This is a genomic window from Brevibacillus sp. HB2.2 (assembly GCF_013284275.1).
GTDB classification, from domain to species: domain Bacteria; phylum Bacillota; class Bacilli; order Brevibacillales; family Brevibacillaceae; genus Brevibacillus; species Brevibacillus brevis_D.
On the sequence record NZ_JABSUV010000005.1, the window covers coordinates 49,500 to 62,574 of the forward strand.

The window sequence follows — 13,075 nt, forward strand, 5'->3', positions numbered from 1 at the left end:
ACTGATATTCAAATCCATACCCGAAGGAGGGTAAGAAATGAAACAGCCTGTCAAATGGCTGCTAGCTGTAGTAGTATTCGCACTTCTGGTTACAACGGCGGTTATGGTATCTCCCTTACGATCAGATGCATTCAGTGAACAGATCGTTAAAGTAGGAGAAGAAGGCTCAGACGTGCGTGAGATGCAGTATCGCTTGAAGCATCTTGGATTTTATACGGGAAAAGTAGACGGCGTATTCGGGTGGCGCTCTTATTGGGCGCTGCGTAACTTTCAGTATGAGTTTGGCTTACCCATAGACGGTGTCCTTGGCGCGCAGACGAAAGTAAAGCTGTACAACGCAACGAAAAATTATAAGCCCACTGCTTCTGATCTCGGGGTGCCACAAACCGCAACCCCTGCACCATCGACGCCTTCTACACCTTCGACGCCTTCTAAACCTACGTATCACGTAGCCGGAATATCGGAGAACGACCTGCGTCTGATGGCGAATGCCGTGTACGGAGAATCGCGTGGAGAGCCCTACATTGGCCAAGTGGCAGTGGCGGCTGTTATTCTAAACCGGACGAAAAACGCGTCCTTTCCCAATACACCAGCGGGCGTTATTTTCGAACCTCGGGCCTTTACGGCTGTGGCGGATGGTCAGATTTGGCTAACTCCGAACGAGCAGGCAAAAAAAGCAGTGAAAGACGCTCTCAAAGGCTGGGACCCAACAGACGGAGCTATTTATTATTTCAACCCGGATACAGCTACATCCGGTTGGATTTGGAGCCGCCCTCAAATCAAAAAGATCGGCAGACACATTTTTTGCCGCTAGCATTCCATAAAAAACAGGCACGACAGTCGTAAACTGCGTGCCTGTTTTCCTTTTCGAGTTTTCATTTCGAACGTTGTGATTGCATATGCTGGGCCATTTTGACGAATCGCTCTTCCGGTTCTGTGGTCCCGCAAACGCCACATTGTATCATGTAGTGCTCACCTTTGTACGGCTGGTGAAACATATCAAGCTCTTCTTGATGGAGTTCTGCTACGACTTCGCCTGACTGTGGGTCCAGTCTTATATAGCGAGGGGTCTGCTCAATGACAGTGAACCTCATCCGATTCGATTTACACGTCGGGCACAACAAAGGCTGGGTCATAAAAAAACACCTCACTTTTCTAGTTCATGGTTAGTTTTGTCCAGAACAGGAACTCTATACCTATGAGGTTCTAGGGATGAGTAAAAATCGTAGAGGTGATGAAATGAACTTGAAACTCTTTTTCTCATTAGTAGGTGGGAGCATGGCATTAGCTGTCTACGCCCACTATTTTTCTGGAAATGAAATGCTCCAATTCGTCACAGCTTCACTGGCCATCATTTTTTTGGCGGCTTGGCTCGGAAAATCGACAGAGAGCGTCGCCCATTATGCTGGAGACCGAATCGGGGGCTTTCTTAACGCTACCTTCGGAAATGCCGCAGAACTTATTATTGCTTTTTTTCTGGTGAAAGAAGGCTTGTTCGATATGGTCAAAGCCTCTATTACGGGTGCGATCATCGGAAATATGCTATTGGTTCTTGGCTTGAGCACGTTACTGGGTGGTCTTAAGTACAAGGAACAAACCTTCAATAGCAGGCTGGCCAGTCACAATGCTTCGTTGATGACTCTCGCAATCGTCGCCTTGTTCATTCCGGCTGTCTTCATGTTCGATCTGCCCGTGATCAAGGTGGAGATCATCAGCATCGTCATCGCCAGCCTGCTCATCATTGCCTACATTTTGTGGCTCATCTTTTCCATGATTACACACAGTGATTTTTTATCGGATATTGAGCCGCAAGAAAGTGATGCGGTATGGCCAAAGGGTGTCTCTCTCTTGATGCTCGCTGTCTCTACCTTTTTCGTTGCGGTTGTCTCGGAATGGCTGGTAGAGGGCGTACAGCATGTCTCCGAATCGTTAGGATGGTCGGAGTTATTCGTCGGGGCTTTTGTCATTGCGATCATCGGGAATGCCGCAGAGCACAGTGCTGCCATGCTGTTGGCATTAAAAGGACGCATCGGCGCAGCAGTCGAAATCGCGATCGGCTCCAGCTTGCAGATTGCCTTGTTTGTAGCCCCGACTTTGGTCATCATGAGTCTCTTGCTAGGCAATCCGATGGACATCGTGTTCTCTACCTTTGAATTGGCTGCGATCGGAGTTGCTACCTTTATCACGATTTCCATCACACGGGATGGCGCCACGAACTGGTTTGAAGGCGTCCTTCTATTGACCGTGTATATTATTTTGGGTACGGTCTTTTTTTTCGCGTAGGGCACTGGAACAAAACAAAGGCTCCGCCATCTTAAAGTGGCGAAGCCTTTCGTTGTTTTACCAGAAACCCAGCATTTGCAGGAAAACGGCAAGAATCGCGATAGGTGCTACATATTTAATCAGGAGAAGCCAAATGATAAACATGCGTTTGCCCAGAGAAGTATGCGCCCCCAGCTCGTTTATCAAAACCTCACGCTTCATTTTCAGCGGAACGAAGATCGCAATGAGCAACGCTCCCAACGGCATCAAGATATTACTGACCAAAAAGTCCATCGCATCAAAGATAGATTTTCCGAACAGCGTAACCTCGCTCCATACACCGAATGACAAAGCCGACGGAACACCAACGATAAAAATCAGCAGACCAATCACCCAGGCAAGACGCTTGCGCTTTGCTTCGTCCCCCTTTGCAAGAGATGCAACGATAATTTCCAGCATCGAAAAAGCCGAAGTCAGTGTAGCAAAAAGGAAAAGAGCCAAAAAGATTAACAGAAAAATGTTACCGAAGGCAATTTGTTCAAACACAGAAGGCAGTACGATAAACAGTAATCCCGGCCCTGCTGTTGGCTCTACGCCAAGGGAGAAGACGGCAGGGAAAATCGCCAAACCGGCAAATAGCGATACGAGCAGATTCAAACTGACAATCGATCCAGCAGAACGAACCAAACTTTCGTTTTTGGCAAGGTACGAGCTGTACGTGACCATGACGGACACCCCGACGCTCAGCGCGAAAAAGGATTGACCCAATGCGTAAAGGATCGATTGCGCACTCAGCTTGGTAAAATCCGGACGCAGAAAGAAGGAAACGCCCTCCATCGCCCCATCCAATGTCAAGGAACGAACCATCAATACCATGAATAAAAGGAACAAACCAGGCATCATGTATTTGTTGGCGGACTCAATTCCACTCGATACGCCTCTCGCGACTACCCATGCGGTAATGAGCATGAAAACCAACTGCGCAACTACTGCACCAACAGGATCACCGATAACGTCACCAAACACTTTGTCATAAGCTGGCCCTTGCAATTGACCAGTAAACCCGCGAAGAAGATAAGTAAGAATCCATCCTCCCACTACACTGTAAAAGGACAAGAGCAAGAAGCAAGTGGTCACCCCAAGGCGACCGATCCAATGCCAGAGTGAGCTGGGCGCAATTGTTTTATACGCACTGATCGCCTCTTTTTGTGTACTACGTCCGATTGTGAATTCCCCTAACAACAGTGGAAGACCAATTGCTAGCGTAAAGATAATGAATAGCAGAAAGAACGCTCCTCCACCGCTCGTTCCGACCATGTATGGAAATTTCCAAATGGCCCCCAGTCCAATTGCCGAGCCTGCTGCTGCCAAGATGAAGCCGAGCCTGCTCGTCCATTGTTCGGCTTGTTTCATAATTTTCACCCTCCAAAGATATTCTTTTCATTCTTAAAAATGGATACAAAAAAACCCGCCCCAAAAAGGGACGAGTTATTTATTTCTCGCGGTACCACCCTACTTAGACATCCCTGATAGGGAATGCCTCGCTTCGTCATTGATAACGGGTATGACCCGGACTCTCCTACTGGCGGCGCCTGCGTTCAGAGGTCAGCTCAAGAGTGAATTCAACGGGGCTTACATCAGGCTACTCTCAGTCTATGGCAGCCTTCCCTGTCATGCAGCAGGTCCGTTTACTAGTCTCTTTCCTTGCTTGTTTCTATGATTCAGTTGTTGGGCTTTTCCGAAATAAAAAAAACCCGTCCAAAAAAGGGACGAGTTATTCGCGGTACCACCCTGATTAAGTGCACGGGATACAGATTCCCTACGCACTTCTCTCCATCATTGATAACGGGAATGACCCGATTCCTCCTACTAGGCAAACTGCCATTAAGAGGGCTGCTCAGGAGGGAATTCTACGGGGCGCGCTTCAAAGCTGCTTTCAGTCTAAGGCAGCTTCTCCCTGACAAGCGGTGATTCCGCATACTAGTCTCCGTCATCGCATTTGAAAATTAATAAAAAATTATAGACTTTAATTTAATATAAATACGTGAAATAGGCAAGTATTTTTTCTCTCAATAAAATGAAAAGCGAGGATAATCGCCGCTCTCCTCGCCTTACCTTTGATTAAACAGTTCATGAAGATGGGCCAATTTACGCTCCAATGAACCCATAATTTCTCGACCAATGTCGTCGCTAATCAGTCCTAAGCGGACCGCATACTCTACTTCACGAGAAAGCCCGAACATTTGGGTATCCAGCACTTCTTCATACAGTGGGCACTGCGGCATGGTCAGGTTTTCCATCTGTACGTCGATCAGCTTGTAAATTTTGTCGGCGTCTGCTTGAAGCAACGCTAGCGCTTTTTGTTCCAGATCGGGAACCTTAATTTCTGTCAAAACCTATCCCTCCGTTTGCCTCCATCCTTATCATACATAGTACGCGATTCTGGGCCATTTGAAAAGGGGAGAAGACAGATCAACTGCAAGAAGCTAAAAGATACCAAGCTTCCACTCTTTTGAGAGCAGCTCCAACAGCTTGACACCGGCTACTGAATTTCCTTTTTCATCCAGGGACGGACCGAACACACCAATCCCCATACGCTGTGGCACGGTTGCCATAATGCCGCCGGCAACCCCACTTTTCGCGGGAATTCCTACGTCAATCGCAAACTCCCCAGAGGCATTGTACATCCCACAAGTCACCATGAAAGTCTTGCAGATTCGCGCTACCTCTTCTGGAATCACTCGCTCACCCGTATTCACGAGAATTCCGTCTGCTGCAAGCACCATCCCTAGTGTAGCTACTTCCTTCGCTGTCACCTCTATCGAGCAATGGCGAAAATACAGATCAAGCGTCTCTTCTACATCCGTTTCCAGTATGCCACTGTCCTTTAGAAACCAAGCGAGGGCACGATTTCGATCAGCCGTTTTCTTTTCCGAACAATAAACAGCTTGATTGATAGAAAGATGAGGATTCCCCGTCATTTTCCGCATGAAAGCCAGCACAGCATCGAGCCGCTCGTCCACGTTGGCACCACGAATCATGCCCGCAACTGCAATGGCTCCTGCATTGATCATCGGGTTCAGTGGTTTATGAGATTCGGTCGTCTCCAGTTTTATAATCGAATTAAACGGGTCTCCCGTTGGTTCTTTCCCCACATGCCGAAACACGTAGTCCTTCCCGTTTTGGCATAAGGCGACGATCAGAGAGAAAATCTTGGAGATGCTTTGCATCGAGAATGGCACATCTGCATCTCCAGCAGAAAGGATCGTCCCATCGGGCAAGCATACAGCTACTCCCAATTGATGTCGTTCGACTTTTGCCAATTCAGGGATATAGGACGCTACACTCCCCATGTATGTAAACTCAAGTGATTGGTTGCGTATTTGCTCCAATTGATCGGACGCTTGTTTCAAATCCATTGAAAATCCCCTCAGTCTATTACGTCGATGTATACAGATTCGATTGTAGATTTCTACATGGGACATGTCAAATGATCCCTACTTATGAACAGCGTGCTCCAATCGTTCCATCGCTTCGACTAGAATCGATCTCGGGCAAGCAAAATTAATTCGCATGAAGCCTGCACCATCTGGCCCAAACGTCGTGCCATCGTGCAAACCGAGCTTTGCATCTTCGCGAATGAGCTTGTTCAACTCCGCCTGATTACATCCTAACTGTCTAAAATCCATCCATCCCAGGTATGTCGCTTCTGGAATTGCCATGGATACCCCCGGAATACGAGTCGATAAAAACTCATGTACAAAGGCTGCATTCTTTCGCAAGTAGATCAACAGTTCTTCCAGCCATGCTTCTCCATGTTGGTAGGCTGCAATCGTTGCTTCCATCCCAAACAAATTTAGGTTCTCATAGCCCATTTTGGATGCTGTGACCTGGAAGTTCCGCAATAACTGCTGATTTTCTGTCATCAAATAAGAAGTGTACAGACCAGCCAAATTAAATGTCTTGGCAGCTGATAGAAAGGTAACGCTCTGGTTGGCTAATTCCGGTGCCAGCGAATAGTAAGGCGTATGAACATTTGGCTCATAGACCAAATCTGAATGAATCTCGTCGGCAACCACGAGGACGCCATGTTCTACACACAATCTTCCCAAGCGCTCCATCTCTTCTCTGGTCCATACTCGTCCGATCGGATTATGCGGTGTACAAAGCAGCATGAGCTTCACCCGCGGGTCGCTCAGCTTTTGTGCGAGATCATCCCAATTCATTTCATAACGGCCGTCACGTTCCAAGAGTGGGCTGGTAACGACATGACGTCCGCGGTTTTCGACTGCATGATAAAAAGGATGGTACACAGGTGTCTGGATCAAGACACTATCTCCGTGGGCTGTGTAAGCCTCTACCGCTACATGTATGCCGGGAACGACTCCAGGTATCCCTGTCATCCAGCTCACTTCTACCTCTACACCAAATCGTTTGTGTATCCACTCTTTCACGCTCTGATAAAAGGCATTTGACTTCAACGTGTATCCGTATATTGGGTGATTCGCTCGTTTGATCAATGCCTCCGTGATTTCAGGAGCGCAAGCAAAATCCATATCCGCCACCCACAGCGGAAGCATCCCTTCTCCGTTCACTTTTGGATTCTGAATCTCCCATTTGACACTATCTGTCCCTCTGCGTTCGATGCGCTGATCAAAATCGTACACGTTCGTTCCCTCCCCGTAGTCCCTTCCCTTACATACACAGCATAAACCGTTTTTTCCAATTGTCCAAGCTCTCTTGCCAACGAAAAAAGAGCCACTTCGATGAGTGGCTCTCAGCTCTTCATTCATGCATCTTTTAGCGAGCGTATACACCGGGACCGAACGGGAGATCCAGGAAGTACCATGCTGTCAATTGCAAGATCCATACAACCAAGAAAACGATCGCAAATGGCGTCATGGTAGAGAAAATCGTTCCCATCCCTGCATTCTTATTATACTTCTGATAGAAAGCCAGGAAGAGCGGGATGTACGGATTCACAGGTGAGATCGTATTGGTTGCAGAGTCTGCAATCCGATAAGCGACTTGGATAAATGCCGGATTGTAATCCAACAGCATCAGCATTGGCATGAATACAGGTGCCAGGATCGCCCACAGCGCTGAACCACTCGTGATAAACAAGCTACAGATACCTGTGAAAAGTGTGAAGGCAATAATGATTGGCAAGCCTGTCAGTCCCATGCTTGTCATGTATTCTGCACCATTGACAGCCATCAAAATCCCAATATTGCTCCAGTTAAAGAACGCGATGAACTGTGCTGCTGTAAACGCTAACACAATAAAGCCGGACATATCCTTGATTGCTTCGGACATGTAATGTGGAATGTCCTTCGATGTTTTAATCAGTCCCATTGCTCTACCGTACACGAACGATACGGTCACGAAGAACAGCAGGATGACGGGAATGATCCCTTTCAAAAACGGTGAGGTCAAGAAGTCTCCTGTCTTTGGATCGCGCAGCAATGAACCTTCTGGAATGACCAGCAATCCTACCATGACTACGAAAATCAACGCTGCGATGCCAGCTTTGCGCAGTGCTTTGTTTTCTTGCGGAGTTACTTCTTCGAATTGTACGTTTCGATCTCCGTGATACGTACCAAGACGTGGTTCGATCATTTTATCGGTAATCCATCCTCCAAAGAAAGCAAGGATCACAACGGAAGCTGACATGAAGAACCAGTTATCTACCGGTGTAACCATTGCATTTGGATCAATCGTTTTCGCTACTTCGGTACTGATCCCTGCCAAGAGAGCATCTGTACCGGCAATGAAAAAATTCGCTGTAAAACCGGAGGATACACCCGCCATACCAGCTGCAAAGCCTGCAATCGGGTGACGCCCCATTGCCAAGAACACGAGACCGCCAAGCGGAGGAATAATAACCATGGCTGCATCAGAAGCAAGATTTCCTAAAATACCGACAAAGACAATGGCATAACTGACAACCGCTGCCGGAATGCCTGCCATCATTTTGCGTAGAACTGTCGTCAAAAGGCCGATTTTTTCTGCCAGTCCAATTCCAAGCGTCATCGCCAGAACGAGACCAAGTGCTGGAAATTCAATAAAGTTTTTCAGCATACTCGTTAAAATCCAGTGAATACCTTCGACGCTAAGCAAGCTCTTAACGGCAACCTCTTCGCCTTTTGCAGGATGTATGACCGAAAAATCCATCGCTGCGAGGATTGCAGAGACTACCATCAATACGCCACACAAAATAATGAACAATACAAATGGGTGCGGGAGCTTATTCCCTACCGTTTCAATCCACTTTAGGATACCTTTTTGCTTCATCAGATCTGCTTGCACATTCGTGCCTTTCGCCATCGTTTTGCCCCCTAAATCGTTTGAATTCCCTGAACATTTACGCGACCTTGCAATAATCCTCGGGATGAATGATGTGGCCGTTAACGCTTTTATGAAAGCCCTTTCAAAAATGGAAAGGCTTGTACACAATGCCTTATCTCTGCCCCCAGCTTTTATGATTATATAATCTATAAAAAGCATGTCAATAATTTTTAGACTATTTTAAGAATTTTTCGCTTTTTGGATAATTGCTGTCATTTGCGAGTCTATAGTAATATAGAGATTGATTATGAATGACCACGGAGGAATGACGTATGTCTGATGTTATCGTGTTCAAAGGGGCGATTTCTTTCCCTATTACATTGGATCCAACCGTTTGGGTTTTTGATGAACGTAAATTCGATCTGAAAACATACTCAGGCGAAGATGATAGCTCACTGGCTACGCAAGCAAAGTATTTGGCTGGCACGGGAACGCAGTGGGATAAAGAGTTACGCGAAGGGGCTACGCTTCCTTCTGAGAGAAAAAGCTTAGCCGAAGAGCGTAAAGTGCTCGAAGGCGAGTACGGAATTCGGCTTGATCCCTTCATTACAAATGCTGAGCCCCTACCAGAGGTGACTCATGTCCGCCTTCACCGCGAGGATCAGGAAGCGATCGTTCTTCCACTTGCTGAGGCAAGAAGAGCCATCCTCCAATTCTCCAAAGACGGCAGGCCTATTAAAGAGGACGGCCCTGTGTATTTTTATTTGCCGGAAGTGTTGCTTGCCAAAGAAGAACCGATTAAAGGAATTACTGCTTTTGAGTTTATCACGGAGTAAGCGTAAGATAACAAAAGCCATCCTCCTTCGAAAAAAGAGGATGGCTTTTGCCATATGTTCGTATGTGTGATGATTTTGCTCTTAGGCGCTGAACTGCGTGATACGGATATTCCGATGCTGTAGTTCTTCGCGAAGCAATTCGATAAAAGCTGCATCTAGTTGAAGGTCGACAGCTCGATGATATACTTCTATCAACATTTGGTCGCTTAAGTATTTCACCTTCGCTCACCTCCATTTCTAATATGAGCCCATTGTACCAGATAGGTTTGTATCGAACAACCGTTCGGATATCCACAAGCAATGTGGACATCTTGTTGGTAACATGTGGGCAAATTGTGCGTAACTCATAAGCATCCAAGCATTTCCTTTGTGGATTGTTTTTTTCCTTTTATCCACAGTCAGTCGAAATTTGTCGAACGAATGATGCGACTATTCTGTCATAATGACCCCACATAAAAAAGCCACCCTACACAGGATGGCTTATCTTGTTGCTTTTATTCTGTCACGTGCAGAACTTGCTTGATGCGATCAATTGCCCAATCCAAGTCTTCTTTGCTGATAACGAGTGGTGGTGCAAAGCGAATGGTTGTCTCATGTGTTTCTTTGCACAGGAGTCCCAGTTCTTTTAGTTTTTCGCAATATGGACGAGCTGCTGTAGTCAGCTCCAAGCCGATGAACAGACCGCGACCGCGAATTTCCTTGATGATCGGGTTATTGATTTCTTTCAATTTCTCCATGAAGTATGCGCCCATTTCCAGGGAGCGCTGTACAAGACCTTCGTCAGCCAATACATCCATAGCTGCAACCGCAACGGCACATCCGAGTGGATTTCCGCCAAAGGTAGAACCGTGGGAGCCTGGCTCAAATACGCTCAAGATTTCTTTATCTGCGGCTACTGCGGAGATCGGGAACACGCCACCACCAAGAGCTTTCCCCATGATGTACATGTCTGGTACTACATTTTCCCAATCGCTGGCAAACATTTTACCTGTACGACCGAAGCCCGTTTGGATCTCATCGCTGACCAAGAGTACATTGTTTGCTTTACATACCTCTTGTGCCTGCTTCAAGAAGCCCTCTTGCGGAATGATGATCCCTGCTTCGCCTTGGATTGGCTCTAGCATGAATGCTGCTGTATTCGGTGTAATCGCTTGCTTAAGCGCTTCGATATCGCCATAAGGAATGATTTTGAAACCAGGTGTGAATGGTCCAAAGCCACGTCTGTACTCTTCAGCAGAGGAGAAGGAAGTCACTGTGACAGTACGACCATGGAAGTTGCCTTCACAAACGATGATTTCTGCTTGGTTTTCTGGTACTTTTTTCACATCATAAGCCCAGCGACGAACTGCTTTGAGAGCCGTCTCTACTGCTTCAGCACCCGTGTTCATTGGCAGGATCATTTCTTTTCCTGTCACGGCAGAGAGCTTTTCGTAGAATTCACCCAGTTGGTCATTGTAAAAAGCACGGGAAGTGAGCGTTACTTTATCTGCTTGATCTTTCAGAGCTTGGATGATACGTGGATGACGATGTCCTTGGTTCAGCGCAGAATATGCACTCAGCATATCCAGATATTTATTGCCCTCCGGATCGTGTACCCATACGCCTTCTGCTTTGGAAATAACGATCGGTAGCGGATGATAGTTGTGCGCACCGAATTTTTCTGTTTGTTCAATAACCACGTTTGTTTTACTCATGTCGTTAGCCTCCTTCAAGATCACTTGCTAAAATTATCTAGCAAGAACGATGCCAAACAAGAAACCCCCACAAAGTCGATCCAATCCCATCGAATGAGCAAAAAAATTTTGCATCTCGCATTCATATTCTTTTGCAGTGCATAATGTTTTTGCACTCATTCCCTTTATGCTATGATACCCTCATAAGGAAAGGCTGGTGACCATAGTGTCGTCTTCTACGCATAATTCTTCTGCTGACACTCTCTTGCGAATTTATGAACATATTTTGGACAGAATGAATGAAGGTGTACATGTCATCGATTCGGACGGGACAACGATTGTCTACAATTCCAAAATGACCGAGCTAGAATTGATGACCAGACAAGACGTTTTGCACAAACCTTTGGCAGAGGTTTTTCAGTTCCCTTCTGGACAGGAAAGTACCTTGCTTACATGCTTGCGTACCGGAAATAGCATTCGCAATACACGCCAAACGTATTTCAATGACAAGCAAAAAGAAATTTCAACCATCAACAATACGTACCCCATCATTGAAAATGGCAAGGTCATCGGCGCGATGGAAATCGCAAATGATGTTACCAAAATGGAACGATTGATCAGAGAAAACCTGCTGCAAAAAAACGGGTCACGCTACACATTCGAGCACATTATCGGGAGAAGCGGTCCTATTCTCGATGTCATAGAGAATGCCAAACGCGCAGCACGCACCTCCTCATCCGTATTGGTAGTCGGTGAAACTGGTGCCGGGAAAGAATTGTTCGTGCAAAGCATTCATAATGCCAGTCTGCGTGCATCTGGCCCCCTTATCTCACAAAACTGCGCTGCGCTTCCAGATAGCCTGATTGAAGGGCTTTTGTTTGGAACGGCTCGTGGAGCATTTACCGGGGCAGTAGAGCGACCTGGATTGTTTGAGCAAGCGGAAGGCGGAACACTCTTTCTCGACGAAATCAACTCGCTTAGTATGCCACTACAGGCAAAATTGTTGCGTGCTCTGCAAGAGAAGTCGATTAGACGTATTGGTGACACAAAGGATCGAACGATTGATGTACGAATCATTGCGGCTATCAATGAAGATCCTGTTGAAGCAATTGCCAATTCGCATTTGCGAAAAGATCTGTACTATCGTCTCGGAGTCGTCACGTTATTCCTTCCCCCGCTTCGGGATCGCAAAGAAGATATTCCGATGCTGGTCAGCCATTTTATCGAAAAATACAATGAACTGTTCCAAATGGAGGTACGAAGCATCAGTGACGAGGTTCTGCAATTTTTTATCCAGCATGACTGGCCTGGCAATGTGCGTGAACTTCAGCACTTGATCGAGGGGGCCATGAATCTGATGATTGACGACGAATCAACCATACGTTATGAGCACTTGCCCTTACACTTTCTGCGTCGGACGCCAGCCGTTCCCGTAACAATCGAGCAACCCTCCCCTCACACGTTGCCATTTTTGGATGAAGGAAAGCCGTTGAAGGAAACGATGCAAGAATTTGAAACTGCATATATTCACCATGTTGTGGAACGCTATAACGGAAATATTTCAAGAGCAGCCAAGGAATTGCAAATCAGTCGTCAAAGCTTGCAATATCGTTTGCGTAAGCTGGGGATTAAGGGATAAAGCATATGAGTCAACATAGTGGAGGAGAAGAAAAAGCACAGATCTCTTCGACTCTGACACGCCCGCAAGGGTGATTCACTGCTCGTCTACACTTCAAAAAGGGGACCGTCGAGCCAAAGCCACCCTACGGGCGGACGCTTCTCAGGAAGAAGTGTTCGACAAGCGTGGTCCCCTTTTTGAAGTTTCGACTGGGGTGGCTTTGTCAAGGTCTACGAGCCCTGCGCTTTTTCTTCTCACTAGCTTTATTGGTTGATCGTTACCTTCTAAAAAACTTGCAAGTTCATCTCTTGAGATGTTTTCTTTCAGTCCAATTTTTTCCTTATCATTTTTAATAAACGCCAAGAGATTTGGCGTTTTTTTAATTATTTTGCATCTAC

Annotated in this window: 12 protein-coding genes and 2 other annotated features; of the genes, 4 read left to right on the top strand and 8 right to left on the bottom strand. The window is 46.5% G+C overall.

The window, feature by feature from the left end; translation table 11 throughout:
* Positions 1–103: 103 nt before the first annotated feature.
* Positions 104–814: a spore cortex-lytic enzyme gene (gene sleB, locus HP401_RS05060; protein ID WP_375140428.1), complete on the top strand. Its 711-nt coding sequence runs from the start codon at positions 104–106 to the stop codon at positions 812–814.
* 61 nt (positions 815–875) lie between these two features.
* On the opposite strand, the gene HP401_RS05065 is transcribed toward sleB, so the two are convergent.
* Positions 876–1,136 (bottom strand): hypothetical protein, encoded by a 261-nt coding sequence (locus HP401_RS05065; protein ID WP_064199838.1) that lies wholly within the window; start codon positions 1,134–1,136, stop codon positions 876–878.
* Positions 1,137–1,239: 103 nt separating this feature from the next.
* On the opposite strand from HP401_RS05065, the gene cax reads away from it, so the two are divergent.
* Entirely contained in the window at positions 1,240–2,283 is a 1,044-nt protein-coding gene (cax, locus tag HP401_RS05070; protein WP_041749828.1) for a calcium/proton exchanger, read from the top strand.
* A 57-nt stretch (positions 2,284–2,340) separates the two neighbouring features.
* On the opposite strand, the gene HP401_RS05075 is transcribed toward cax, so the two are convergent.
* The 5 genes from HP401_RS05075 to HP401_RS05095 all read right to left on the bottom strand — a co-directional run bounded on the left by HP401_RS05075 (position 2,341) and on the right by HP401_RS05095 (position 8,589).
* Entirely contained in the window at positions 2,341–3,675 is a 1,335-nt protein-coding gene (locus HP401_RS05075) for a sodium-dependent transporter (RefSeq protein WP_173604303.1), read from the bottom strand.
* Between the two features lie 63 nt (positions 3,676–3,738).
* Positions 3,739–3,976 (bottom strand) — a binding site (T-box leader).
* 48 nt (positions 3,977–4,024) lie between these two features.
* Positions 4,025–4,265 (bottom strand) — a binding site (T-box leader).
* A 108-nt stretch (positions 4,266–4,373) separates the two neighbouring features.
* Entirely contained in the window at positions 4,374–4,655 is a 282-nt protein-coding gene (locus tag HP401_RS05080; protein ID WP_012685955.1) for an Fpa/YlaN family protein, read from the bottom strand.
* A gap of 93 nt (positions 4,656–4,748) precedes the next feature.
* Positions 4,749–5,681, bottom strand: a complete 933-nt coding sequence (gene glsA / locus HP401_RS05085; RefSeq protein WP_173604304.1) for a glutaminase A — start codon at positions 5,679–5,681, stop codon at positions 4,749–4,751.
* Positions 5,682–5,759: 78 nt separating this feature from the next.
* The gene (locus HP401_RS05090; protein WP_173604305.1) at positions 5,760–6,929 is read right to left on the bottom strand and encodes a MalY/PatB family protein; all 1,170 of its coding nucleotides are present in this window, start codon (positions 6,927–6,929) and stop codon (positions 5,760–5,762) included.
* 133 nt (positions 6,930–7,062) lie between these two features.
* Entirely contained in the window at positions 7,063–8,589 is a 1,527-nt protein-coding gene (locus HP401_RS05095) for an AbgT family transporter (RefSeq protein WP_173604306.1), read from the bottom strand.
* 293 nt (positions 8,590–8,882) lie between these two features.
* Between HP401_RS05095 and HP401_RS05100 the strand changes: the two genes are divergently transcribed.
* Positions 8,883–9,386, top strand: coding sequence for a molybdopterin-binding protein (locus HP401_RS05100; protein WP_173604307.1), 504 nt, complete (start codon positions 8,883–8,885; stop codon positions 9,384–9,386).
* Positions 9,387–9,467: 81 nt separating this feature from the next.
* Here HP401_RS05100 and sda read toward each other — a convergent pair whose 3' ends face one another.
* Both sda and HP401_RS05110 read right to left on the bottom strand, forming a co-directional pair.
* Positions 9,468–9,605 (bottom strand): sporulation histidine kinase inhibitor Sda, encoded by a 138-nt coding sequence (gene sda, locus HP401_RS05105; protein WP_007725857.1) that lies wholly within the window; start codon positions 9,603–9,605, stop codon positions 9,468–9,470.
* Between the two features lie 275 nt (positions 9,606–9,880).
* Positions 9,881–11,080: an ornithine--oxo-acid transaminase gene (locus HP401_RS05110; RefSeq protein ID WP_012685950.1), complete on the bottom strand. Its 1,200-nt coding sequence runs from the start codon at positions 11,078–11,080 to the stop codon at positions 9,881–9,883.
* Between the two features lie 196 nt (positions 11,081–11,276).
* Between HP401_RS05110 and HP401_RS05115 the strand changes: the two genes are divergently transcribed.
* The gene (locus HP401_RS05115) at positions 11,277–12,698 is read left to right on the top strand and encodes a sigma-54 interaction domain-containing protein (RefSeq protein ID WP_173604308.1); all 1,422 of its coding nucleotides are present in this window, start codon (positions 11,277–11,279) and stop codon (positions 12,696–12,698) included.
* The last annotated feature ends 377 nt before the right edge of the window (positions 12,699–13,075 follow it).

Bases quoted from the DNA above. Each gene is read 5' to 3' on its own strand.
- HP401_RS05075 (WP_173604303.1), bottom strand. From the start codon at position 3,675: ATGAAACAAGCCGAACAATGGACGAGCAGGCTCGGCTTCATCTTGGCA.
- HP401_RS05095 (WP_173604306.1), bottom strand. From the start codon at position 8,589: ATGGCGAAAGGCACGAATGTGCAAGCAGATCTGATGAAGCAAAAAGGT.
- HP401_RS05065 (WP_064199838.1), bottom strand. From the start codon at position 1,136: ATGACCCAGCCTTTGTTGTGCCCGACGTGTAAATCGAATCGGATGAGG.
- cax (WP_041749828.1), top strand. From the start codon at position 1,240: ATGAACTTGAAACTCTTTTTCTCATTAGTAGGTGGGAGCATGGCATTA.
- HP401_RS05110 (WP_012685950.1), bottom strand. From the start codon at position 11,080: ATGAGTAAAACAAACGTGGTTATTGAACAAACAGAAAAATTCGGTGCG.
- glsA (WP_173604304.1), bottom strand. From the start codon at position 5,681: ATGGATTTGAAACAAGCGTCCGATCAATTGGAGCAAATACGCAACCAA.
- HP401_RS05100 (WP_173604307.1), top strand. From the start codon at position 8,883: ATGTCTGATGTTATCGTGTTCAAAGGGGCGATTTCTTTCCCTATTACA.
- sleB (WP_375140428.1), top strand. From the start codon at position 104: ATGGTATCTCCCTTACGATCAGATGCATTCAGTGAACAGATCGTTAAA.